The sequence below is a fragment of the Pseudomonas sp. SCB32 genome, assembly GCF_009189165.1.
Taxonomy (GTDB): domain Bacteria; phylum Pseudomonadota; class Gammaproteobacteria; order Pseudomonadales; family Pseudomonadaceae; genus Pseudomonas.
On record NZ_CP045118.1, the window covers coordinates 758,723 to 781,923 of the forward strand.

A 23,201-nucleotide genomic window follows, 5' to 3' on the forward strand; every position below is an offset into this window, starting at 1 on the left:
ATGCAAACCGAACAACTGATCGAGCTGGCTATCGCCGCTCTGGAAGATCTCAAGGCGCAGGACATCGTCGTCATCGACGTGCGCGAGAAAACCAGCATCACCGACGCCATGGTTATCGCCACCGGCGCCTCCAGCCGTCAGGTCAAGTCCCTGGCCGACAACGTGCTGGAGAAGGTCAAGGAACAGGGCGTGAAGCCCATCGGCAGCGAAGGCCAGGAAGGCGGCGAGTGGGTCCTGATCGACCTCGCCAACGTCGTGGTCCACGTCATGCAGCCGGCCACCCGCCAGTTCTACGATCTGGAGCGACTGTGGCAGGGCGCCGAGCAGAGCCGCGCACACCACAGCGCCGAGTAAGTCCGCCGTGCGTCTGCGTCTGATCGCGGTCGGCTCGCGCATGCCGCGCTGGGTGGAAGAGGGCTGGGCCGAGTACGTCAAGCGCCTGCCCTCGGAGCTGTCCCTGGAACTGGTGGAAATCCCGCTCAACACGCGTGGCAAGAATGCCGACGTGGCGCGGCTGATCCGCCAGGAAGGCGAGGCCATGCTGGCCAAGGTTCAGCCCGGGGAACGCATCGTCACCCTCGAAGTCGAAGGCAAGCCCTGGAGTACCCCCCAGCTGGCGCAGGAGCTCGACCGCTGGCGCCTGGACGCGCGTACCGTCAACCTCATGGTCGGCGGGCCGGAAGGCCTGGCGCCAGAGGTTTGCGCGCGCAGCGAACAGCGCTGGTCGCTGTCGCCGCTGACCCTGCCGCACCCGCTGGTGCGGATCCTGGTCGGCGAACAGATCTACCGCGCCTGGACCGTGCTGTCCGGGCACCCCTACCACAAGTAGTCGTAGCCGTTTTCGATGCCGCAGCCGATACAGCTCAAGGACCACGAGAAGGACGCCCGTCTGGTCCGCGCCCGCGTCATCGTCGGCGGGGTGGCGATCTTCCTGCTCGCCCTGGTGCTGGTGGCGCGCATGTATCACCTGCAGGTGACGCAGTACGACTACCACTCGACGTTGTCGGAGAACAACCGCGTCCACGTGCAGCCGATTCCGCCCAATCGCGGGCTGATCTTCGACCGCAACGGCGTGATAATCGCCGACAACCGCCCCAGTTTCAGTCTGACCATCACCCGCGAGCGTACCGAGAACCTGCAGGACACGCTCAAGGCGCTGGTGGATATCCTCGGCCTCACCGAGGAAGACAAAGCCATCTTCGAGAAGCGCATGAAGCAGGGGCGCCGGCCGTTCGAGCCGGTGCCGATCATGTTCGAGCTGTCCGAGGAGCAGATCGCCCGCATCGCGGTGAACCAGTACCGCCTGCCTGGCGTCGACGTGACTGCGCAGTTCGTCCGTCATTACCCGCTGGGCGAGCATTTCGCCCACTCGGTCGGCTACGTCGGGCGGATCAACGAGGCGGAGCTCAAGAGGCTCGACCCGGTGGCCTATTCCGGCACCCACCACATCGGCAAGACCGGCGTGGAGAAGTTCTACGAGAACGAACTGCACGGCACCGTGGGCTATGAGGAAGTCGAGACCAACGCCCGTGGCCGCGTGCTGCGCGTGCTCAAACGCACCGAGCCGGTGTCCGGACGTGACATCGTCCTGAGCATCGACAGCAAGCTGCAAGCCAAGGCCGAGGAGGCCCTGGCCGGCCGTCGTGGTGCCATCGTGGCGATCCAGCCGTCGACCGGTGATGTGCTGGCGATGGTCAGCCAGCCGAGCTACGACCCCAACCTGTTCGTCACCGGCATCAGCTTCAAGGACTACTCCGCTCTGCGTGATTCCGAGGACCGACCGCTGTACAACCGCGTCCTGCGCGGCCTGTATCCACCGGGCTCGACGGTGAAGCCGGCGGTAGCCATCGCCGGCCTCGATTCCGGCGTGGTGACCCCCGCCACCCGGGTGTTCGACCCCGGTTACTACCAGTTGCCGAACTACGACCACAAGTACCGCAACTGGAACCGCACGGGTGACGGCTGGGTGAACCTGGAGACCGCGATCATGCGGTCCAACGACACCTACTTCTACGACCTTGCGCACAAGCTCGGCATCGACCGCCTGCACGACTACATGAGCGAATTCGGCTTCGGCCAGCGGGTGGCCCTGGACATGTACGGCGAGGCCGAAGGCCTGATGCCCTCGCGCCAGTGGAAGCGCACCCTGCGCAAGCAGGCCTGGTTCCCCGGGGAAACGCTGATCCTGGGTATCGGCCAGGGCTACATGCAGGCCACGCCGCTGCAGCTGGCGCAGATGACGTCGCTGATCGCCAACAGGGGCAAGTGGATTCGTCCGCACCTGGCCAAGACCATCGATGGCCAGCCGCCAGTGGACCCCGAGCCGATGCCGAATATCCTGCTCAAGGACCCGAACAACTGGAGCCTGGTCGACAATGGCATGCAGCAGGTGGTCCACGGTGCCCGCGGCACCGCGCACAAAGTTGGCGCCACCGCCGTCTATCGCATTGCCGGCAAGTCCGGTACCGCGCAGGTCGTGGCGATCCGGCAGGGTGAGAAGTACGACCGCTCCAAGCTGCTCGAACGCCATCGCGACCACGCCCTGTTCGTCGGTTTCGCCCCGGCGGACAACCCGCAGATCGCCGTGGCGGTGATGGTGGAGAACGGTGAGTCCGGCTCCGGTGTCGCCGCGCCCGTGCTCAAGCAGGTCATGGATGCCTGGCTGCTCGACGAAAACGGCAAGCTCAAGCCCGAATACGCGCCCCAGGCCACGGCGGAGACAGCCAAGCCATGACCAAGAACGGCAATTTCGACCGCACCCTTTCCAACGAAGACGTGATGAAACGGCGCTCCAGCCTGCTGCAGCGCCTGCACATCGACGGCCTGTTGCTCCTGCTGCTGGTGACCCTGGTGTCCGTCGGCCTGTTCGTCCTCTATTCGGCCAGCGGCAAGAGCTGGGACCTGCTGATCAAGCAGGCGTCCTCCTTTGGCCTGGGCCTGGGGGCGATGTTCGTCCTGGCGCAGATCGAGCCGCGCTTCCTCGCCCGCTGGGTGCCGCTGGGCTACCTGATCGGCGTGGCGCTGCTGGTCGTGGTGGACGTGATGGGCCACAACGCCATGGGCGCGACGCGCTGGATCAACATCCCCGGGGTGATCCGCTTCCAGCCGGCGGAGTTCATGAAGCTGCTGATGCCCATGACCATCGCCTGGTACCTGTCCAAGCGCGCCCTGCCGCCGGGCTTCAAGCACAGCGTGGTGGGTCTGGCGCTGATCGTGGTGCCCTTCGTGCTGATCCTCAAGCAGCCGGACCTGGGCACCGCCATGCTGGTGCTGGCGTCCGGCGCCTTCGTGCTGTTCGTCGGCGGGCTGCGCTGGCGCTGGATCATCATGGCGGTATCGGCGGCGGTGCCAGTGGCGGTGGCCATGTGGTACTTCGTCATGCACGATTACCAGAAGCAGCGCGTACTGACCTTCCTCGACCCGGAGAGCGATCCGCTGGGCACTGGCTGGAACATCATCCAGTCAAAAGCGGCCATCGGTTCGGGAGGCGTATTCGGCAAGGGCTGGCTGCTGGGGACGCAGTCCCATCTGGATTTTTTGCCCGAAAGCCACACGGACTTTATCATTGCCGTGCTCGGCGAAGAGTTCGGCCTGGTCGGGGTGTGCCTCCTGCTGGTGCTGTACCTGCTGGTGATCTACCGGGGGTTGTGGATCACCGCTCAGGCGCAGACGCTGTTCGGAAAACTGCTCGCCGGCAGTATCACTATGACCTTCTTCGTGTATGTGTTCGTCAACATTGGTATGGTCAGCGGGTTATTGCCAGTGGTGGGGGTTCCGCTGCCCTTCATTAGTTATGGCGGAACTTCACTGGTGACCCTGATGTCAGGGTTCGGGGTTTTGATGTCGATCCATACCCATCGCAAGTGGATCGCCCAGGTTTGATGACAAGAGTGAAGAAAGGGATGCAAGTATTGCGCGCCTGGGCTGCCAGGGGAGTGCATTGGGTCGGACTCGCGGGGGCGATCGGCATGTCCGGTGCCGCTCAGGCTGCGGGCGACTACGATGGCTCGCCCCAAGTGGCCGAGTTCGTCAGCGAAATGACCCGTGAGTACGGCTTCGCCGGTGAACAGCTCATGGCGTTGTTCCATGACGTGGAGCGCAAGCAATCGATCCTCGACGCCATCTCCCGTCCCGCCGAGCGGGTCAAGACCTGGAAGGAATACCGCCCGATCTTCGTCACCGACGCCCGCATCAACCGTGGCGTGGACTTCTGGAACCAGAATGCCGAGGCCCTGGCCCGCGCCGAGAAGGAATACGGCGTGCCGGCCCAGTACATCGTCGCGATCATCGGCGTCGAGACCTTCTTCGGCCGCAACACCGGTAACTTCAAGGTGATGGACGCGCTGTCCACCCTGGGCTTCGACTACCCGCCGCGCGCCGACTTCTTCCGCAAGGAACTCAAGCAGTTCCTGCTGCTGGCCCGCGAACAGCAGGTCGACCCGCTCAGCCTGACCGGCTCCTACGCCGGCGCCATGGGCCTGCCGCAGTTCATGCCGAGCAGCTTCCGCGCCTACGCCGTGGACTTCGACGGTGACGGCCACATCAATATCTGGAGCGACCCGACCGACGCCATCGGCAGCGTCGCCAACTACTTCAAGCAGCACGGCTGGCACACCGGTGAACCGGTGGTGTCGCAGGCCGAGCTGGGCACCTCCACCGCCGAGGATGCCATCACCCAGGGCCTTGAGCCGCAGATGAACCTTGCTCAGCTACGCTCTCAGGGCTGGCGCACCCATGACGTACTGCGCGACGACCTGATGGTCACCGCCATGCGCCTGGAAGGCGATCAGGGGCCCGAGTACTGGGTCGGCCTGCCGAACTTCTATGTGATCACCCGTTACAACCGCAGCGCCATGTACGCCATGGCGGTCCATCAGCTGGCCGGCGAGATCGCCCGGGCGCGAGGTGTCCATTGATCAAGCGAGTCGCACGTCCCGGCCTCTGGTCGCTGGCTGCCTGCGTTGGCCTGAGCAGCGTATTCCTCGCCAGCTGTACCGGTAACCGCGCGCCGCAGCAGCCAGCGGCGAGCGCCGGCATTTCCGGTCCCTACGACTACAACCGGCCGCATCGCGACGGCGCGCCCTGGTGGGACGTCGACGTCTCGCGCATCCCCGACGCCGTGCCGATGCGCCATAACGGGCCGCTGAAGAACAACCCCTACACCGTGCTGGGCAAGACCTACTACCCGATGAACGATGCGCGTACCTACAACGTTGTGGGCACCGCGTCCTGGTACGGCACCAAGTTCCACGGCCAGGCCACCGCCAACGGCGAACAGTACGACCTGTACGGCATGACCGCCGCGCACAAGACCCTGCCGCTTCCCAGCTACGTTCGCGTCACCAACCTGGACAACGGCAAGAGCGTGATCGTCCGGGTCAACGACCGTGGTCCGTTCTATTCCGACCGGGTGATCGACCTGTCCTTCGCCGCGGCGAAGAAGCTCGGTTACGCCGAGACCGGCACCGCGCGAGTCAAGGTCGAGGGCATCGACCCGGACCGCTGGTGGGCTTCCCAGGGCAAGACGCAGCCGATGATCATGGCGCTGCCGAAGATGGCTGCGCAGCAGCCCGCTGCCGCGCAACCCCAGGCCGTGGCCATGGCGCAACCGATCGAGACCTATACGCCGCCGCCCGCACAGCACGCAGAGCCCGTGGCGCCGGTCCAGATCGACTCAAAAAAAAACGCTTCATTACCAGCCGATGGCCTGTATCTCCAGGTGGGTGCCTTCGCCAACCCGGACGCTGCGGAGCTTCTCAAGGAGAAGGTCGGCAGCCTGACGGGGGCGAAATCCTTTATCAGCTCGGTCGTGGTCAACCAGCAGACCTTGTACCGAGTGCGCCTGGGACCGATCAACACGCAGGATGAAGCTAGCCGGATGCAGGACAGCATCCGCGTGGCCAACCTTGGCCAGCCCAAGCTCGTGCACCTGGACTGAGTTTCCACGGCACGAGCCGCAGTGGTCCGTAGAGACCGCGGCATGAGTTTCCCCGCAGAGGGGCTGTTTCTGGCCTGCGAGCTAGAGCGGAGCAAGGCGGAAACGGTAGAGGAAGCGGCGTTTACAACTGTAAATGAGCATTCCGAGACCGTTTCCAACGCAGCTCAGCCAACGCGCAGCAAGCCAGAAACAGGCCCGGGAAGGGATTGTTTGTTTGACCATTAGTAAACCCCAGAGAAACGGATGAACATCTTCAACATTGCCAAACGCCTGTCATTGCTTGTGCTGCTCAGCGCCCCCGTGGCCAGCTGGGCCGCTGAAGTCGTTCCCGCCGCGCCGCAACTGGCGGCCAAGGCCTGGGTCCTGATGGACGGCGCCAGCGGCCAGATCCTCGTCGAGAACGCTGCTGACGAGCGCCTGCCCCCGGCCAGCCTGACCAAGCTGATGACCGCCTACATCGCCACCAAGGAAATCGAAGGCGGCCGCATCGGTGAAAACGACCAGGTCACCGTCAGCGAGCACGCCTGGCGCACCGGTGGTTCGCGCATGTTCATCAAGGTCGGCTCCCAGGTATCGGTAAGCGACCTGCTGCACGGCATCATCATCCAGTCGGGCAACGACGCCTCCGTCGCCCTGGCCGAGCACATCGCCGGCAGCGAAGACGCCTTCGCCGACATGATGAACACCACCGCGCAGAAGCTGGGCATGAGCAACTCCCACTTCATGGACGCCACCGGCCTGCCCAACCCGGAGCACTACTCCTCCGCCAAGGACATGGCCCTGCTGGCCCGCGCCATCATCTACGGCGAGCCGACCCACTACGCCATCTACGCGCAGAAAGAGTTCCTCTGGAACAACATCAAGCAGCCCAACCGCAACCTGCTGCTGTGGCGCGACAAGACCGTCGACGGCCTGAAGACCGGCCACACCGACGAAGCCGGCTACTGCCTGGTGGCCTCCGCCGTGCGTGACGGCCAGCGCATGATCGCCGTGGTGTTCGGCACCAACAGCGAGCAGGCTCGCGCCGCCGAGACCCAGAAGCTGCTGACCTACGGCTTCCGCTTCTTCGAATCGCAGACCTTCTACAAGAAGGGCGCCGAGCTGACCAAAGCCATGGTCTGGAAAGGCTCCGAGCATGAAGTCAAAGCGGGCCTCTCCGAAGACCTGACCATGACCGTGCCGCGCGGCCAGCTCAAGCAGCTGCAGGCCAACATGGTCGTCGAGCCGAGCCTGATGGCCCCGATCCAGCAGGGCCAGGTGATCGGCAAGGTCGAGGTCAAACTGGGTGACAAGGTCGTCCGTACTTCCGACCTGGTCGCGCTGAACGCCGTCGAGGAAGGTGGCTTCTTCCGTCGCATGTGGGACAGCCTGCGCCTGTTCTTCTACGGCCTGTTCAACTGACCGCTTGTCCCGGCCTTGTACTTTTGTATACAAAGCCGGGATTGATCCTCACGCGCAGTCGCAAACTCGGGTAAAATGCCCGCCTGCGACTGCGCGGCCCCCCCGTGGCCCGGCAGCCGTCGTCCGATCCACCCGGAGCGTCCTCATCCAGGGCGCTCATGCGGAGGCGGGCCACCCGCCCGCGATTGCCATGACTGATACCCCCGATACTGTCGACACGACCGAACAGCCCGCGCCGAAGATCGAGTTCCCCTGCGAACGCTATCCGATCAAGGTCATCGGCGACGCCGGCGAAGGCTTCTCCGATCTGGTCGTCGAAATCATCCAGCGCCACGCGCCCGACCTCGACGTCACCACCCTGGTCACCCGTGACAGCCGCAACGGCCGCTTCCTGTCCGTGCAGGTGCTGATCACCGCCACCGGCGTCGACCAACTGCAGAACATCCATAAAGACCTGCGCGCCACCGGCCGCGTCCACATGGTGCTCTGATGGGCGAAACGCTGGGCTTTCGTGAGCTGGGAATCCTTCCTTACGAGCCGACCTGGCACGCCATGCAGCGCTTCACCGCCGAGCGTGGCATCGAAACCCCGGACGAAGTCTGGCTGCTGGAGCACGAACGCGTGTTCACCCAGGGCCAGGCTGGCAAGGCCGAGCACGTCCTGTTCCCCGGCGACATCCCGGTGGTCCAGGTCGACCGCGGCGGCCAGGTGACCTACCACGGCCCCGGCCAGCTGGTGGCCTACCTGCTGCTTGACGTGCGTCGCTCCGGCATCGGCGTGCGCGATCTGGTCTCGCGCATCGAACAGAGCCTCATCGGCCTGCTGGACAGTTATGGCGTGCAAGCTGTGTCCAAACCCGATGCTCCAGGCGTCTATGTCGACGGCGCGAAGATCGCATCCCTCGGCCTGCGCATCCGCAACGGCCGCTCCTTCCATGGCCTGGCCCTCAACGTGGACATGGACCTGGAACCCTTTCGACGCATCAATCCCTGCGGTTACGCAGGCATGGCCATGACCCAGCTGAGCCAGCTGGCGGGCCCCATCGCATTGGCCGATGTGCGCGAGCGCCTGCGTGGCGAACTCGTCGAACGCCTTGGCTACGCGGCACAGAAGACCCTAACGGGCGGGATCCAACCTAGATGAGCACTGTTGTGGATAACCCAGGTCAGGCTGCCTCGGCCGCCAAGCCGGGCAAGGTGGAAGTCGGCGTCAAGCTGCGCGGCGCGGAAAAGGTCGCGCGCATTCCGGTGAAGATCATTCCCACCGAGGAACTGCCGAAGAAGCCCGACTGGATTCGCGTGCGCATCCCGGTTTCCCCCGAGGTCGACCGCATCAAGCAACTGCTGCGCAAGCACAAGCTGCACAGCGTCTGCGAGGAAGCCTCCTGCCCGAACCTGGGCGAATGCTTCTCTGGCGGCACCGCCACCTTCATGATCATGGGCGACATCTGCACCCGTCGCTGCCCCTTCTGCGACGTCGGCCACGGCCGGCCGAAGCCGCTGGACGTCGACGAGCCGAAGAACCTCGCCATCGCCATCGCCGACCTGCGCCTGAAGTACGTGGTGATCACCTCGGTGGACCGCGACGACCTGCGTGACGGTGGCGCCCAGCACTTCGCCGACTGCCTGCGCGAGATCCGCCAGCTGTCCCCTGGCGTGCAGCTGGAAACCCTGGTCCCGGACTACCGTGGCCGTATGGACATCGCCCTGGACATCACCGCCCAGGAGCCGCCGGATGTGTTCAACCACAACCTGGAAACCGTCCCGCGCCTGTACAAGTCGTCGCGTCCGGGCTCGGACTTCGAGTGGTCGTTGGACCTTCTGCAGAAGTTCAAGCAAAGGGTTCCGCACGTACCGACCAAGTCCGGCCTGATGCTCGGCCTGGGCGAGACCGACGAGGAAGTCATCGAAGTCATGCAGCGCATGCGCGAGCACGACATCGACATGCTCACCCTCGGCCAGTACCTGCAGCCCTCGCGCAACCACCTGCCGGTGCAGCGCTTCGTCCACCCGGACACCTTCGCCTGGTTCGCCGAGGAAGGCGCGAAGATGGGCTTCAGGAACGTCGCCTCCGGTCCGCTGGTGCGTTCGTCCTATCACGCCGACCAGCAGGCGCACGGCACGAAGATCGGCTGATCCTGCCGGTCCGGCCTATAGGCCGGCCGCACGATTGCCCGACGAAAAAGGCCGCATCTCGCAAGAGGTGCGGCCTTTTTGCATTCCCCGAATTCGCCTGATTCCAGGGCTTTGGAGTCCTGATGCTTGCTGTCTTGAGACTCCTGGCATGTAGGAATTCTTCCCTTCCAATCGGAGTTTTCCCCAGCACATTAACGCCTCAGCCGACAGATTTGGCTTCTTTGTATCAGCAGAATTCCTAAGGTCGCTCGCCATCTCCCAGGGCAGCGCTAGATGCCACGGGGAACCTTGATGTGGCTTCAAACCGTTAGGAGCAAATCCCCAGCGCCCTAATCACACTGCTGAGTGATCCATATGAAAAAGCTGCTCGTCGCCGCAATCCTTTCCTCCGCTTCCGTTGGCGCATTCGCCTACGACGCCCAGGTCAACTTCAACGGTGAAGTACTGGACCAGACCTGCCAGGTGAATGGCACCACCCAGCCTGCCGTACTCGACGTCAACCTGCCGAAGGTCAACAAGAGCTCCCTTGCCGGTGCCGAGAGCTGGGCTGGCAACACCCCGTTCACCTTCAACCTGACCAACTGCCCGGTCAGCGCCACCAAGGCCAAGTGGGAAATCACCGGCCAGGTCGACAGCGCCGGCACCCTGACCAACACCGTCGCCGGCACCAACGCCACCATTCGCCTGATCGACCCGGCCAACAACTACATCAACATCAACACCGATGCAGGCTACAGCTTCACCCCGGCCGCTGACGGTAGCGCCACCCTGAAGTACATGGCCCAGTACTACTCCAAGGCCGGCTCCGCCACTGCAGGCCAGCTGAAGACCGTTGGCTACTGGACCCTGACCTACTAATCGGGGCGCGCCACCTCTGGCGCGTGTGGTTTGTTGCTGTACCCGGAGGGGGAGGGTTGCCACCTCACTCTTCCTCTCCGTTTTTCAAAGGTAATCGTGCTATGGCAAGTCTGAATTCAAAATCCCTGTGGTTCGCCGGCTGCTTGAGTGTGGCCATGCTCTGCTCGGGCTTGGCCCAGGCCGGCATCGTGATCCAAGGCTCTCGGGTGGTTTACCCCGCGAAAGAGCGTGAAGTGACCGTCAAGATGACCAATATTGGCGAGCAGCCTTCCCTGGTACAGGCCTGGGTCGACAAGGGCAATGAAAAGCTGACTGCCGACAAGGCCGATGGCCCTTTCCTGATCACCCCGCCCATCACCCGCGTCGAAGGCAAGAAGGGCCAGTCCCTGCGCCTGGTCTACACCGGAGATGACGCCGCTTCGAAGAAACAGGAAACCGTATTCTGGCTGAACGTCCTTGACGTTCCGCCCATGCCCAAGGATCAGGACGCCAACTTCCTCCAGGTGGCCGTGCGTTCGCGCCTGAAGATTTTCTACCGTCCCGAGGGGTTGCCCGGTAATCCGAACCAGGCGGCGGAAGGCCTGGGCTGGTCGGTCGTGCAGGCCGGCAACGGCTATGCGCTACGTGTCCGCAACAACGCTGCCTTCCATGTCTCCCTGGCCACTGTCCAGTTGGTCACCGGTAACAAGACATTCAGCGTCGGCAAGGACGACGTGAAGATGGTTGCTCCCGGTGCCAGTGTGGACCTCCCCGTGCCTGGGCTCGCTGGCCAGCCGGGTGCCGGCGCCAAGATCGACTATCAGTGGGTGACCGACTATGGCGCGCTGAGCCAGCGTGAGACTCCCCTCTAACGCCACTGCCTGAACCCGGCCGGAGTTGATCCGGTGGGGCGCATTCAACCGACCGTTTCCTGTCTGTGTGGATACCTGCACAACGTGGACTTGTTCGTCTGGAGAAAAGACGGACCCCTGGAGAAAAGATCATGGACATCGAGCAAGGCACCTTTTCCCTGCAGTTCAAGCGCTCGCCGTTGGCCACCGCGGTGGCATCCCGCGGGGCTCTGCCGGTGGTCATGGGCTGTGGTCTGATGGTCGGTGCCTTGCTGATGGCCGGCGGAGGTCTTGCCTTGGCTGACGAACCGGCTGGCAACGATCCGTCCTCCAGCCCGCAGACCTTCGCCGCATTCAACCCGAGCTTCTTCAATAACGGCGGCACCAGCCCCAGCGTCGATGTTTCCCGGTTCGAGAATGGCGCACCGGTAGAGCCGGGTGAATATCGCCTGGATGTCTACGTCAACGACGCCTGGATTGGCCGCATGCCGATCCGAGCAGTCTCCACGGGCAGCGGCAAGGACTCGACGTCGCGTTATTGCGTCAAAGCTTCGCAGTTCGGCGAACTAGGGGTTGATGTCACCAAGCTTCCGCCGGAAAAACAGCAGCAGATCACCGGCGACTGTGTTGACTTCTCCGCCGTGGTGCCCGATGGCAAGATCGACGTCGACCTCTCTGAACTGACCGCCCATGTTTCCATTCCGCAGCTCTATGTCGGTCGCCAGGTGCGCGGCTACGTGGACCCGTCGCAGTGGGATGGCGGCGTAACCGCCGGCTTCCTGAACTACGACACCAACCTGTACCGCACCGACAGTAATGGCAGCAATTCCACCCAGAAATACGTGGGCCTCAACGCCGGTATGAACCTGGCCGAGTGGCGCCTGCGTTACAACGGCACCTATAACCACAGCAAGAGCGATGGCAGCCCGGCACAGAGTGGCTACCAATCCCTCAGCACCTATGCCCAGCACGACGTCACCAGCCTGAAGTCCCAGTTCACCGCGGGCCAGTACTACACCCCCAGCGACCTGTTCGATTCCGTGCCCTTCACCGGTGTCCAACTGGCCAGTGACGACCGCATGCTGCCGGACTCCCAGCGCGGCTTCGCCCCGGACATCCGCGGCGTGGCGGATACCAACGCACGGGTACGGGTGAAGCAGGGCGAAAACGTCATCTACGAAACCACCGTGGCGCCTGGCCCGTTCGAAATCAACGACCTCTTCAACACCGGTTACGCCGGCGACCTGACGGTGGAAATCACCGAGGCCGATGGCCGGGTGAAGTCCTTCCTGGTGCCTTACGCCTCCATCAGCCAACTGGTGCGTCCGGGCGTATCCCGCTACAGCGCAACGGCGGGCCAGTATCATGACGACACCCTCGACCGTGAGCCCAATTTTGCCCAGGGCACTTACCAATACGGTCTCAACAATACCGTGACCGCCTACACCGGCGGCATCGTCGCCAACTCCTATCAGGCTGCCCAGGGCGGTCTCGCCTTCAGTACCCCGCTGGGTGCGCTGGCCGCGGATGTGACCCAATCCCATGCCACCAACCTGCCGACTGAGCGCTATGGCATCAAGCCCGACATGAGCGGGCAAAGCTACCGCGTAACCTACAGCAAGATGCTGGAGGCTACCTCCACCAACATGACCATCGCTGCCTACCGCTTCAACAGCGAGAACTTCCTGAGCTTGCAGGACTACGCTCAGGTCTGGGGGCGCCTGAGTGAGAAGTACGACTTCGACCGCCAGCGCAACCGCTACCAGCTCACCCTCAACCAGCCAGTGGGGGAGCGCAGCTCCTTTTACTTCAGCGGCTCCAAACAGGACTACTGGAATCGCAGCAACCAGGACACCAGCTTCCAGGCCGGCTACAGCACCGGCTTCAACTGGGGCACGGTCAACCTGAGCGCCGCGCGGACCAGCAACGGCTACACCGACGGCAATGGCAACAGCACCAGCGGCGACTACCAGAATACCTACATGGTCAGCGTTAACGTGCCCATCGGCGTGGACAGCGGCAATCCACTGTCGCTGACCACCAACGTCAACGTCTCCGACGACAAGAACAACACCGTCCAGAGCACCCTTAGCGGTACCGCGGGTGAGGAGCGTCAAGTCAGTTACGCCATATTCGGTTCGCGTAACAAGAGCGACGGCGACAAGACCTACAACAGTGGCGCCAACCTGACCTACAACTCGCCCCATGCCATCTACAACGCCAACGTGAGCGGCGGTGATGGCTACAAGCAGGCGGGCTTCGGCGCCCGAGGCTCGATCGTCGCCCACCCGGGCGGTATCAACTTCAGCCAGAACCAGGGCGAGACTCTGGCCATCCTCGAAGCCAAGGGTGCCGAGGGTGCGTCGATCAACTCCAACGTCGGCGCCAAGGTGGCCGGCAACGGCTATGCGGTGGTCGGTGGCTTGACGCCGTATCGACAGAACGACATCGAGATCGACCCCAAGGGCACTTCCAAGGATGTCGAACTGCAGGTGACTTCCCAGAGTGTCGCGCCTCGCTATGGCTCGATTGTGATGCTCAAGTACCCGACCACCACTGGCGCTCCGGTGCTGATGACCGTGAAGCGAGATGACGGCGAAGTGATTCCGCTGGGGGCCGAGGTGCTGGATGCCAAGGGCAACAGCCTGTCCATGGTGGGGCAGGGCGGTCGCATCTTCCTGCGTGGTCTGGCTTCCACGGGTGAACTGCAGGTCAAATGGGGAGAAGGATCAGGCCAACGGTGCCAGATCAATTACCAATTGCCTACCGAGGAAGACAAAAGAGCTTCGTTCTTGAAAACGGAGTCGACGTGTCGCGCAGTATTGGACAAGCCTGCAATTGCACAAAGATGAAATATAGCTAAAGGGATGTTGTGAAAGTCTTTCTGAATAGTCGCATTCTTAAGGTTTTTTATAATTTTAAGGATAACGCACGTCGAGCGAGTAGGCTGTGCAACGGCGGGAAGAGTCCCATCGTTCGGCTTCTTGCAACTTTCCTGTTTTTGGGGGCGATGGATTCTGCGAGCGCTGCCTGCACTATCGGCGCCCCAACTAACCAAGCGTCGAACGTGGCGTGGCACTGAACGGGAGTATTGCAGTGCCGGCTAATACCACCAGCGGGACGGTATTGGAAAGTTTTACCAGTAGCGGTGAAGTGAGCGGGAGTTATAACTGTACGGGCAGTAGCGGCACAGCATATCTTCAAATTGCCAGTTCGCCGTATCCCCTGACGTCAAACGGAATTTATTCTACAAGTGTTCCTGGTATTGGGGTTCGCGTGGTTCGGGCTACGAGTGGAGCCACCCTTCCGATTTCCGCCCAGTATTCGAATGCCTTTGGAGTTATTCCGGCTCCATTTATTCGGTATGAATTTGTCAAGATTGGTCCAATTGTAAGTGGTACAATTTCGAGCGCTGGTCTCCCGAATGCTTGGTATATATTTGATAATTCTTCAAATATTTTTTTCGTACGGTATTGTCGGGGAGTGTAAGATTTGTCGTTCCTGGGTGCGCTATATCAATACCCAATGTTGAGCTTGGCAAGCATCTGGTTAGCGAGTTCAAAGGGATAAATACCTATAGCGCTAACCCTGCCACTGTTAATGTGTCGCTTACCAATTGTCCGCAAATTATTCCGATTCGTTATCAAATTGACCAGTTAACAGGCTATGCGAATCAATCTCAATCGGCTGTCAATGTTACCGGGGGACTTCGGGGATAGGGGGTCAGTTACTGAACGCAACAGGAACGGCCGCTTCTCCCATGGCGACTCAGCAATTGATCGGAACCGGCCAGCTCAATTACACACTGAATTTAAAGGCCCGTTACTACCAGACGGCAGCCATTGTAGGGGCCGGTAAGGCAAACGCTATTATGGGGTTGATCCTGCTGTACCAATAGAAAGGATGTAGTGCGTCTGTTACTTAAGATATCGGGGGAAGTGGAATAGGGGACGGGTTTATTTTCTGTGCCGTGGGGAAACATAGGGCGGGCGCCACCGGCGCCCGTTTCGTATTTCTTCAATGCATCACGTAAATATGAGCAATTGCAGCATTGGATATCCATCCGCCGGTAATTCGATGGACTTCTGTTGGGCGTGAATGGCCTGCCTCGCAGTGGTGCCGATGATGCCGTTTGCCGTACCGGGCGAAAGCCGCGCGTGCGGAGGAGCTGTTTCAGCTCGATGCTCTCGGCGCAGGCACAGGGACGTCTTCCGCTGACGAACGTTCGAGCCGTTGTCGGAAGCTGCTGCTCGCTAGTAGGTGGGCCTGATTGTCTATGGGTGAAACATAGCGCTGGGCATGAAAAGGACTACAAGCAATTCCAGCCAATTCCCTTGAATCAGGGTGCCGCCTGATAGTTGCGAATAACCGAGCGCCTTAATTTCTTCTCTGCTCGCACCCATCCTTTAGCGGTGCCGAGTCCCGGAAGGAAAAGCCTTCCGGCGTCGAACTCAGAGGATTCAAAGGAATGCCCAAGATGAAAAAACTGCTGACAGCAGGACTGCTGTCTTCCCTGGCTACCAGCGCCTTCGCCTATGACGCTGAAGTAGACATTAACGGCGAGGTGGTCACTGAAAGTTGCACCATCAACAACTCTTCGGTAGCCCCGACGGTCATCAACGTGGACATGCCTAAGATCAACATCAGTGCGTTGCCCTCGGCAGGCAGTTGGGCGATGAACACCCCGTTTACCGTGGCGCTGACCAATTGCCCGGACCCGGTCAAAGTTTCCTGGGAGAAGTCCAGCACGGTAGACGCTGAAAGCGGTGCCCTGGTCAACACCATTGCCGGGACCAACGCCCAGATTCGTGTGCTGGACGGCAATGCCCAGCCGATCAACCTGAACTCGGACGCGGGGCAGGTCGTGACGGGCGGCAGCGCCAACCTGCGCTATTTCGGTCAGTACTACGCCAAGACGGCACCGGTCACGCCGGGCAAGATCTCGACTTACGGGTACATCACCCTGACGTATTGAGGGGGACGGGTTGATCGGCACCTGCCGTGGGTAGGTTGGTCGAGGCCAGGCGGCGCCTTCGGGCGCCGCTTTCGTTTTTGCGCGGTGTCATTGCGTGGCGCGCAGTTGCTTGAGCAGGGCCTGGGTCGGATAACCGTCCGCGGGCTCGCCGAGGGATTGCTGGTAGGCACGGACGGCCTTGCGCGTGTTGGCACCGATGATACCGTCCGCGGTGCCGAGGGACTGGCCACGGGCAGTGAGTCGTTGCTGTAGCTCGATGCGCTCCGAACGGCTGAGCGGCGTATCCTCCACGGGCCAATTCCCCACCAGCTGTCCGTCACCCTTGAAACCGTCTGCCAGCAGGCCCACGGCCAGGGCGTAGGAGGTGGAGTTGTTGTACTTGAGAATGGCGCGGAAGTTGTCCGTCACCAGGAAGGCCGGGCCGCGGTAGCCGGCTGGCAGCAGCAGCGATGCGCTGGTCTGCGGGTTGTCCGGCAGGTTCCCGGTTGCTGTCTGCACGCCCAGGCGTTGCCATTCGCTGATGGGTTTGCGGATATCCATGTCCGCCAGGGCATAGTCGAAGCCCTGTGGCAGTCGCACTTCGAAGCCCCAGCCTTGCCCGAGCTGCCAGCCGGACGTGCTCAGGTAATTCGCCGTAGACGCCAGGGCATCGGTGGACGAGCCCCAGATGTCGCGCCGACCGTCGCCGTCGAAGTCCACCGCGTGGCGGTTGTAGGTAGTGGGGATGAACTGGGTCTGGCCCATGGCGCCGGCCCAGGAGCCAACCATGTTGCTCGCCGGCACATCGCCGTGCTGGATGATCTGCAGGGCGGCGATCAGCTGGTCGCGGCCGAAGTCCGGGCGGCGACCCTCGTAGGCCAGGGTGGCCAGCGAGCGGATCACGTTCTTGCTGCCCATCTGCTGGCCGAAGTTGCTCTCCATGCCCCAGATGGCGACCACGGCTTCGCGGTCGACACCGTAGGTGCCGTCGATGCGTTGCAGCGCCTCGGCGTTCTGTAGCAGTTGGCCCTGGCCATTGCGCACCCGTGCTGGGGATACGGCACTTTCCAGGTACTGCCAGACCGGCCGGGTGAACTCGGGCTGGCTGCGGTCGGCGGTTATCACCGATTCGTCCGGCTCTACGCCTTCGAACGCGGTGTCGAAGGTCTGAGGGCTGATGCCGGCGGCCAGCGCCTGGACGCGGAAAGTGTCGCGCCACTGGCTGAAGCTCTGCACAGGTTGTGCGTGTTCGGCTGCGGCGCCCTTGGGCGGCGGCTCCGTGCAGGAGGTCAGCAGACCGAACGAGACCAGCGACAGTGCGGCGACGAGCAGGCAGCGTTGGCCGACAACAGATGGAACGGGCTTGCGCATTGCTCTCCTCGAGTACGTGCAGGGGAGCGGCCACCATAGCATGGCCACTGTGACGCGTCTGCGGCGGGCAGAAGCGGGGATTGTAGGCTTCGATGACAGCGCGAGGCGAAAATTCCAAATGCCGAGGTGGTATCCGTCGGACTGCGGGTATGGATTCCACGGGCACGGCGTGCCCAGCTGTTGTAGGAGCGCCCCATGGGCGCAAATCGCGGGCATGGCCCGCTCCTACAGGGGACGTGCGACTGCTGCGGCTTCGCGCCGGTTTCCTGGTCGACCTGGGGTGCGCTCTGGCTCAGCTCCTTGAGCATCTCATCGTAGGCGGCGCAGTCGTCCGGACGCTCTTCACTGGAGCGGGACTTCTTCATTTCGGCGAGTTTTTCGTTGAGCTTCTGTGCCCGCTGGGGATCGCGGCGAGTGACTTCGGTGACCTTGGCGGCGACCTGCTTGCCCTTGGCCTCGGCTTCCTGGTCGGAGCAGACGGCGTGGGCGTGAAGGCTGAAGGCTGAAGGGCAGGATAAGGATGGCGGCGATGAGCGGGGCCTTCATTACAGGACTTCCAGGGGCGTGGCTGTCCGGTTGAAAGCGGGATGGCGGGGTGGTTCAGCTTTTCCGACGTTTCAGGCCGCCAGAAGCGAAGAAGCCTCCCAATTGTGGGAGGCTTCGCGGCGGTAGCTGCCTTTGCCTTTGAGGGGTGTTTCCTGGCGGCTGCGGAGCAGTGGTTGCGCCACCAGAGATTTGGCCTTGTTCGGCCGTTTGGATTTTTTCGCCATCATGATGTCCTCATTGATACCGGCCCCGTGCCGGCGCGCGCATCTTCTGCCTATTGGGTACGCCTGTCCAATGCCTTTGGTCAGTCGGTGGATGGGCCAAGGCCAGCGGGAGGTTTTCAGGGCTACTCTGGCTGCGGTGAGCTTTTTTGACGCCACGGACAAGAACGAGGACAAGGGCGATGAAGTTTCTCTGCATGATCTACTTCGACGAGCGCAAGGCGGCCGAACGGCCGGAGGCCGAGCTGCGCGGCATCGTCGACGAGTGCATGACCTATAGCGAACAACTGCGGCGCAGCGGCAACTACATCGCCGCCCATGCTCTGCTGCCCACGGCTACCGGCAATACCCTGCGTGGTCAGGGCGACCGGCTGGCGATCACCGACGGCCCCTTCGCGGAGACCAAGGAGCAGCTCGGCGGCTTCTACCTGATCGAGGCCAAGGACATGGAAGAAGCCCAGCGCATCGCCGCGAAGATTCCGCCGGGACGCCTGGGCTGCGTGGAGGTGCGGCAGGTGCGCGAGTGGGAGTGATCAGGCCGACGGCAGGCTGATGCGTTGCCCTGCGACCAGCAGGGCGAGGCGGGCGAGGCTGCTCCAGGGATCGCCTGGCGCCTGTCCCTTGATCTGCGCGTCGATCAACTGGGCGTCCTGCAGCATCTGGTTCCAGCGGCTGCCGGTGTGGCGTTGCAGGGCGCGGGTCATCAGCGGGCGGCGCTTGTCCCAGATGGGCGGGCGGGCCTGGCTGAAGGCCTTGTCCAGCGGTACACCCTGGCCGAACTGTTGCGCCAGGGCTGCCAGCACGCGGATTTCCCGGGCCAGGGCCCAGAGAATCACCGGCGGCTCCACGCCCTCGCCGCGCAGACCTTCGAGCATGCGCAGGCAGTGGGCTGCCTCACCGCCGAGGGCGGCGTCGATCAGGCCGAACACGTCGAAGCGTGCGCTGTCGGCCACCGCCGCCTGCACGGTGGCGGCGTCAATCTGCTGACCGTCGGCGAGCAGCTTGAGCTTTTCGATTTCCTGGGCGGCAGCCAGCAGGTTGCCTTCCACCCGTGCGGCGATCAGGTCCACCGCTTCCTGGCTGGCGGCGAGGCCGGCCTGGGACAGGCGCTGGCGAATCCACTGTGGCAGCTGGTGTGCGTCGATCGGCCAGATCTGGATGAACTGGGCGCCGTCGCCGTCGATCAGGGCCTTGGCCCACTTGGTCTTCTGCGTGCTGCCGTCGAGCTTGGGCAGGCTGACCAAAAGGACGGTGTCCTCCGGCGGGCGTTGCAGGTATTCCAGCAGGATGGCTGCGCCCTTGTCACCGGGTTTGCCGGAGGGCAGGCGCAGCTCGATCAGGCGTTTCTCGGCGAACAGCGAGAGGCTGGCGCCGGCTTCGAGCAGCTGGCCCCAGTCGAAGTTGGCTTCGGCGTTGAATACCTGGCGTTCGCCGAAATCGCGCTGGCGGCAGGCCACGCGAATGGCGTCGCAGGCTTCCTGGCAGAGCAGCGGTTCGTCGCCGCTGATCACGTAGACGGGGGCCAGGTTGCCCTGAAGGTGTTTGGCGAGTTGTCCGGGATTGAGCTTCATGATGAAGAAGGGGCCGGTGGTTGCCGGCCCCTGTCTGTCACTGTTTCTGGAATTCGATCGGCGACTGCTGCGGCTGTGCCTTGGCGGCCTCGTCCGCGGCCTTCATAGCGTCAGCTTCGGCCTTGGCCTTGGCTTCCGCCTTGCGCTGCAGATCATCCAGTTGGGCTGGGGTGATGAGCTGCAGGCGCATGGCCATTTGCTGGACCAGGTCACGGCGCATTTCTTCGCGGATCTGCGCGGCTTCCTGGTCGGAGCCGACCAGGTTGTTCTCGTCCTGTACGTAGACCTTGCGTACCTGGACCTGGCCGCTCAGCAGCAGCAGGTCATTGGTGCCGCGGATTTCATAGTCCAGGGTGTTGGTCAGCTGGTTTTCCGCGCTGCGTGCCGAGCTGGTGTAGCTGACGGTACGGGTGCTCACGTCCTCGCGGGCGAGGATGACGTGGTAGGGCGCGCGGGAGACGACTTTCACGCCGCTGCCTTCGAGTACCTGTTGGAGATCCTTGACCGTTTCGCCGTAGGCGTTGCGGGCGGTCAGGTCGACTTCCTTGAGCGCAAAGGTCGTATCGCCCAGGCCGCGCAGTTGGAAACCGCAGGCGGTCAGCACGCTGGCCAGGCCGATCAGCGCGAGGCTGGTCAGGATACGTTTCATCAAGCTTCCCTCACTCCTGTTGATCCGGTATGCCCGTGGCGAAGGTGCCACGGGCGAATAGGTCTTTTCCAGCGTTGCTTTAGTTGGCGACGATATTGACCAGCTTGCCCGGAACCACGATCACCTTGCGGATGGTCAGGCCGTCGGTGAAGCGCAGTACGTTCTCGTTGGCGCGTGCCAGGGCTTCCACCTCTTCGCGGCTGGCGCTGGCCGCCACTTCGATGTGGCCGCGCAGCTTGCCGTTGACTTGTACCACCAATTGCAGGCTGTCCTGAACCAGGGCGGCTTCGTCGACCTGCGGCCAGCTGGCGTCGATCACCGCGCCGTCCTTACCCAGCTCCTGCCAGACCACGTGGCAGATGTGCGGGGTGATCGGGGCGAGCAGCAGGGCGACGCTTTCCAGGCCTTCCTGCAGCAGGGCGCGGTCGGCGGCGGATTCGGTCGGGGCTTTCTCCAGCACGTTCATCAGGGTCATCACGGCGGCGATGGCGGTGTTGAACTTGTGGTGCTGGCCCACGTCCTGGCTGGCCTGGCGGATGGCCAGGTGGATGGAGCGGTGGATGGCCTTCTGTGCATCGTCCAGGGCCGACTTGTCCACGGCGCCGGCAGGGCCTGCGTTGACGTGGGACTGGGCCAGGCGCCAGACGCGGCGCAGGAAGCGGCTCGCGCCTTCGACGCCGGAGTCGGACCACTCCAGGCTCATGTCCGGCGGCGAGGCGAACATCATGAACAGGCGGCAGGTGTCGGCGCCGTAGGCGTCGATCATGGCCTGCGGGTCCACGCCGTTGTTCTTGGACTTGGACATCTTCTCGGTGCCGCCGATTTCCACCGGCTGGCCGTCGGTCTTCAGGCGCGCGCCGATGACCTTGGCCTTGGCATCCCGCTCGACTTCGACGTCGGCCGGGTTGAACCAGTCCTTGCTGCCGTTCGGGTTGGTGCGGTAGTAGGTCTCGGCGACCACCATGCCTTGGGTCAGCAGGTTCTTGAATGGCTCGTCGGAGTCGATCAGGCCTTCGTCGCGCATCAGCTTGTGGAAGAAGCGCGCGTAGAGCAGGTGGAGAATGGCGTGCTCGATGCCGCCGATGTACTGATCGACCGGCAGCCAGTAGTTGGCGGCCTTCTTGTCCAGCATGCCGTCTTCGAACTGCGGGCAGGCGTAGCGGGCGAAGTACCAGGACGACTCGACGAAGGTGTCCATGGTGTCGGTTTCACGCTTGGCCGGCTGGCCGCACTTCGGGCAGCTGCACGAGTAGAATTCGGGCAGCTTGGCCAGGGGCGAACCGGCGCCGTCCGGCACCACGTCCTCGGGCAGGACCACCGGCAGTTGGTCGGCCGGGACCGGCACATCGCCGCAGGCGTCACAGTGGATGATCGGGATCGGGCAGCCCCAGTAGCGCTGGCGGCTGATGCCCCAGTCGCGCAGGCGGAACTGGGTGCGTGCCTGGCCCAGGCCCTTGGCGGCGAGGTCGGCGCCAATGGCGTCGAACGCGGCCTGGTAGCCGAGGTTGTCGTATTTGCCGGAGTTGACGGTGACAACGCTCTCGTCCTTCAGGCCGTACCACTCTTTCCAGACGGTCGGCTCGAAGTCGTTGTCGGCGCCTACCTGGGCGATCACCTGCTGGATCGGCAGGGCGTACTTGTTGGCGAACTCGAAGTCACGCTCATCGTGGCCCGGAACCGCCATCACGGCGCCTTCGCCGTAGGTCATCAGCACGTAGTTGGCGATCCACACCGGCAGCTTCTCGCCGGTCAGCGGATGCTCGACGAACAGGGAAGTGGCGACGCCTTTCTTCTCCTGGGTGGCGATGTCGGCTTCGGCGACGCCACCGCGCTTGCACTCGTCGATGAACGCCTGCAGCGACGGATCGCGCTGGGCGGCCAGGGTAGCCAGATGGTGTTCGGCCGCTACGGCGACGTAGGTGGCGCCCATCAGGGTGTCAGGACGGGTGGTGAAGACCTTCATCTGGCCGGCTTCGCCGATGGAAGCCTGGTCATAGGGGAAGGCGATCTCCATGCCGCGCGACTTGCCGATCCAGTTGCGCTGCATGGTCTTGACCTGTTCCGGCCAGCCGGGCAGGTGGTCGAGGCTTTCCAGCAGCTCTTCGGCGTAGGCAGTGATCTTGAAGTAGTACATCGGGATTTCGCGCTTCTCGATCAGCGCGCCCGAACGCCAGCCACGGCCGTCGATGACCTGCTCATTGGCCAGTACGGTCTGGTCAACCGGGTCCCAGTTCACGGTGCCGTTCTTGCGGTAGATCACGCCCTTCTCGAACAGGCGGGTGAACAGCCACTGTTCCCAGCGGTAGTAGTCCGGCTTGCAGGTGGTGACTTCGCGGGACCAGTCGATCGCCAGGCCCAGGCTGTTCAGCTGGGACTTCATGTAGGCGATGTTGTCGTAGGTCCAGGCCGCCGGTGCGACGTTGTTCTTCATCGCGGCGTTTTCCGCTGGCATGCCGAACGCGTCCCAGCCCATCGGCTGCAGGACGTTCTTGCCCTGCATGCGATGGTAGCGGCTGATCACGTCGCCGATGGTGTAGTTGCGCACGTGCCCCATGTGCAGCTTGCCGCTCGGATACGGGAACATCGACAGGCAGTAGAACTTCTCCTTGTTGGCGACTTCGTCGACGCGGAAGGAGTTGTGTTCGTTCCAGAAGTTCTGGGCCTGGGATTCGATCTCGAGAGGCTGATATTGCTCGTGCATGGCGCGATTTGAACCTGTACGGAAAA

The 23,201-nt window shown here is 62.9% G+C and carries 22 protein-coding genes; 17 read left to right on the top strand and 5 right to left on the bottom strand.

The annotated features are described in order from the left end of the window. The 15 genes from rsfS to GA645_RS03755 all read left to right on the top strand — a co-directional run bounded on the left by rsfS (position 1) and on the right by GA645_RS03755 (position 16,137). The gene (gene rsfS / locus GA645_RS03690) at positions 1–354 is read left to right on the top strand and encodes a ribosome silencing factor (protein ID WP_152220048.1); all 354 of its coding nucleotides are present in this window, start codon (positions 1–3) and stop codon (positions 352–354) included. 7 nt (positions 355–361) lie between these two features. Then, positions 362–829, top strand: a complete 468-nt coding sequence (rlmH, locus tag GA645_RS03695; protein WP_152220050.1) for a 23S rRNA (pseudouridine(1915)-N(3))-methyltransferase RlmH — start codon at positions 362–364, stop codon at positions 827–829. Positions 830–844: 15 nt separating this feature from the next. Continuing rightward, positions 845–2,734, top strand: coding sequence for a penicillin-binding protein 2 (gene mrdA / locus GA645_RS03700; protein WP_152220052.1), 1,890 nt, complete (start codon positions 845–847; stop codon positions 2,732–2,734). A gap of 44 nt (positions 2,735–2,778) precedes the next feature. After that, the gene (rodA, locus tag GA645_RS03705; protein ID WP_152227874.1) at positions 2,779–3,882 is read left to right on the top strand and encodes a rod shape-determining protein RodA; all 1,104 of its coding nucleotides are present in this window, start codon (positions 2,779–2,781) and stop codon (positions 3,880–3,882) included. An 8-nt stretch (positions 3,883–3,890) separates the two neighbouring features. Beyond that, a complete protein-coding gene (mltB, locus tag GA645_RS03710; RefSeq protein WP_152227876.1) occupies positions 3,891–4,916 on the top strand; it encodes a lytic murein transglycosylase B in 1,026 nt (341 codons plus the stop codon). Beyond that, on the top strand, positions 4,913–5,938 hold the full coding sequence (locus tag GA645_RS03715; RefSeq protein WP_152220054.1) for a septal ring lytic transglycosylase RlpA family protein: 1,026 nt from the start codon (positions 4,913–4,915) through the stop codon (positions 5,936–5,938). The genes mltB and GA645_RS03715 overlap by 4 nt, the downstream gene beginning before the upstream one ends. 243 nt (positions 5,939–6,181) lie before the next feature. Beyond that, a complete protein-coding gene (locus GA645_RS03720) occupies positions 6,182–7,339 on the top strand; it encodes a D-alanyl-D-alanine carboxypeptidase family protein (RefSeq protein ID WP_152220056.1) in 1,158 nt (385 codons plus the stop codon). Between the two features lie 190 nt (positions 7,340–7,529). Continuing rightward, on the top strand, positions 7,530–7,829 hold the full coding sequence (locus GA645_RS03725; protein WP_152220058.1) for a DUF493 domain-containing protein: 300 nt from the start codon (positions 7,530–7,532) through the stop codon (positions 7,827–7,829). Beyond that, a complete protein-coding gene (lipB, locus tag GA645_RS03730) occupies positions 7,829–8,482 on the top strand; it encodes a lipoyl(octanoyl) transferase LipB (protein ID WP_152220060.1) in 654 nt (217 codons plus the stop codon). Before GA645_RS03725 ends, lipB begins: the two co-directional genes overlap by 1 nt. After that, entirely contained in the window at positions 8,479–9,474 is a 996-nt protein-coding gene (gene lipA / locus GA645_RS03735; RefSeq protein ID WP_152220062.1) for a lipoyl synthase, read from the top strand. Before lipB ends, lipA begins: the two co-directional genes overlap by 4 nt. A gap of 354 nt (positions 9,475–9,828) precedes the next feature. Next, positions 9,829–10,332, top strand: a complete 504-nt coding sequence (locus GA645_RS03740) for a fimbrial protein (RefSeq protein ID WP_152220064.1) — start codon at positions 9,829–9,831, stop codon at positions 10,330–10,332. 101 nt (positions 10,333–10,433) lie between these two features. Then, positions 10,434–11,183: a molecular chaperone gene (locus tag GA645_RS03745; RefSeq protein WP_152220066.1), complete on the top strand. Its 750-nt coding sequence runs from the start codon at positions 10,434–10,436 to the stop codon at positions 11,181–11,183. A gap of 131 nt (positions 11,184–11,314) precedes the next feature. After that, on the top strand, positions 11,315–14,014 hold the full coding sequence (locus GA645_RS03750) for a fimbria/pilus outer membrane usher protein (RefSeq protein WP_178119475.1): 2,700 nt from the start codon (positions 11,315–11,317) through the stop codon (positions 14,012–14,014). Between the two features lie 244 nt (positions 14,015–14,258). Continuing rightward, positions 14,259–14,651 carry a hypothetical protein gene (locus GA645_RS29235; RefSeq protein ID WP_372239797.1) on the top strand — a complete coding sequence of 131 codons (393 nt, stop codon included), beginning with the start codon at positions 14,259–14,261 and terminating at the stop codon, positions 14,649–14,651. A gap of 988 nt (positions 14,652–15,639) precedes the next feature. After that, positions 15,640–16,137, top strand: coding sequence for a fimbrial protein (locus GA645_RS03755; protein ID WP_178119476.1), 498 nt, complete (start codon positions 15,640–15,642; stop codon positions 16,135–16,137). A gap of 87 nt (positions 16,138–16,224) precedes the next feature. Here the strand turns inward: GA645_RS03755 and GA645_RS03760 are convergent, their stop codons facing one another. Continuing rightward, entirely contained in the window at positions 16,225–17,487 is a 1,263-nt protein-coding gene (locus GA645_RS03760; protein WP_152220070.1) for a lytic murein transglycosylase, read from the bottom strand. Positions 17,488–17,723: 236 nt separating this feature from the next. Here GA645_RS03760 and GA645_RS28745 point away from each other — a divergent pair, with 236 nt between their 5' ends. Then, positions 17,724–17,993 (top strand): hypothetical protein, encoded by a 270-nt coding sequence (locus tag GA645_RS28745; protein WP_178119477.1) that lies wholly within the window; start codon positions 17,724–17,726, stop codon positions 17,991–17,993. A 111-nt stretch (positions 17,994–18,104) separates the two neighbouring features. On the opposite strand, the gene arfA is transcribed toward GA645_RS28745, so the two are convergent. Further along, the gene (gene arfA, locus GA645_RS03770) at positions 18,105–18,257 is read right to left on the bottom strand and encodes an alternative ribosome rescue factor ArfA (RefSeq protein WP_152227880.1); all 153 of its coding nucleotides are present in this window, start codon (positions 18,255–18,257) and stop codon (positions 18,105–18,107) included. Between the two features lie 179 nt (positions 18,258–18,436). Between arfA and GA645_RS03775 the strand changes: the two genes are divergently transcribed. Further along, positions 18,437–18,787 (top strand): YciI family protein, encoded by a 351-nt coding sequence (locus GA645_RS03775; RefSeq protein ID WP_152220072.1) that lies wholly within the window; start codon positions 18,437–18,439, stop codon positions 18,785–18,787. Here the strand turns inward: GA645_RS03775 and holA are convergent, their stop codons facing one another. The 3 genes from holA to leuS form a co-directional block, all read right to left on the bottom strand. Further along, complete coding sequence (gene holA, locus GA645_RS03780; protein WP_152220074.1) at positions 18,788–19,825, bottom strand: DNA polymerase III subunit delta; 1,038 nt, start codon at positions 19,823–19,825, stop codon at positions 18,788–18,790. A gap of 37 nt (positions 19,826–19,862) precedes the next feature. After that, on the bottom strand, positions 19,863–20,474 hold the full coding sequence (lptE, locus tag GA645_RS03785) for an LPS assembly lipoprotein LptE (protein ID WP_152220076.1): 612 nt from the start codon (positions 20,472–20,474) through the stop codon (positions 19,863–19,865). A 79-nt stretch (positions 20,475–20,553) separates the two neighbouring features. After that, positions 20,554–23,175, bottom strand: a complete 2,622-nt coding sequence (gene leuS, locus GA645_RS03790) for a leucine--tRNA ligase (RefSeq protein ID WP_152220078.1) — start codon at positions 23,173–23,175, stop codon at positions 20,554–20,556. Between the last annotated feature and the right edge of the window lie 26 nt (positions 23,176–23,201).

What these genes read in the sequence shown, in the direction of transcription:
- rsfS (WP_152220048.1), top strand. Translation starts at nt 1, where the DNA reads ATGCAAACCGAACAACTGATCGAGCTGGCTATCGCCGCTCTGGAAGAT.
- mrdA (WP_152220052.1), top strand. Translation starts at nt 845, where the DNA reads ATGCCGCAGCCGATACAGCTCAAGGACCACGAGAAGGACGCCCGTCTG.
- rodA (WP_152227874.1), top strand. Translation starts at nt 2,779, where the DNA reads ATGAAACGGCGCTCCAGCCTGCTGCAGCGCCTGCACATCGACGGCCTG.
- GA645_RS03720 (WP_152220056.1), top strand. Translation starts at nt 6,182, where the DNA reads ATGAACATCTTCAACATTGCCAAACGCCTGTCATTGCTTGTGCTGCTC.
- GA645_RS03725 (WP_152220058.1), top strand. Translation starts at nt 7,530, where the DNA reads ATGACTGATACCCCCGATACTGTCGACACGACCGAACAGCCCGCGCCG.
- lipB (WP_152220060.1), top strand. Translation starts at nt 7,829, where the DNA reads ATGGGCGAAACGCTGGGCTTTCGTGAGCTGGGAATCCTTCCTTACGAG.
- lipA (WP_152220062.1), top strand. Translation starts at nt 8,479, where the DNA reads ATGAGCACTGTTGTGGATAACCCAGGTCAGGCTGCCTCGGCCGCCAAG.
- GA645_RS03740 (WP_152220064.1), top strand. Translation starts at nt 9,829, where the DNA reads ATGAAAAAGCTGCTCGTCGCCGCAATCCTTTCCTCCGCTTCCGTTGGC.
- GA645_RS03745 (WP_152220066.1), top strand. Translation starts at nt 10,434, where the DNA reads ATGGCAAGTCTGAATTCAAAATCCCTGTGGTTCGCCGGCTGCTTGAGT.
- GA645_RS03750 (WP_178119475.1), top strand. Translation starts at nt 11,315, where the DNA reads ATGGACATCGAGCAAGGCACCTTTTCCCTGCAGTTCAAGCGCTCGCCG.
- GA645_RS03755 (WP_178119476.1), top strand. Translation starts at nt 15,640, where the DNA reads ATGAAAAAACTGCTGACAGCAGGACTGCTGTCTTCCCTGGCTACCAGC.
- GA645_RS03760 (WP_152220070.1), bottom strand. Translation starts at nt 17,487, where the DNA reads ATGCGCAAGCCCGTTCCATCTGTTGTCGGCCAACGCTGCCTGCTCGTC.
- arfA (WP_152227880.1), bottom strand. Translation starts at nt 18,257, where the DNA reads ATGGCGAAAAAATCCAAACGGCCGAACAAGGCCAAATCTCTGGTGGCG.
- GA645_RS03775 (WP_152220072.1), top strand. Translation starts at nt 18,437, where the DNA reads ATGAAGTTTCTCTGCATGATCTACTTCGACGAGCGCAAGGCGGCCGAA.
- holA (WP_152220074.1), bottom strand. Translation starts at nt 19,825, where the DNA reads ATGAAGCTCAATCCCGGACAACTCGCCAAACACCTTCAGGGCAACCTG.
- lptE (WP_152220076.1), bottom strand. Translation starts at nt 20,474, where the DNA reads ATGAAACGTATCCTGACCAGCCTCGCGCTGATCGGCCTGGCCAGCGTG.
- leuS (WP_152220078.1), bottom strand. Translation starts at nt 23,175, where the DNA reads ATGCACGAGCAATATCAGCCTCTCGAGATCGAATCCCAGGCCCAGAAC.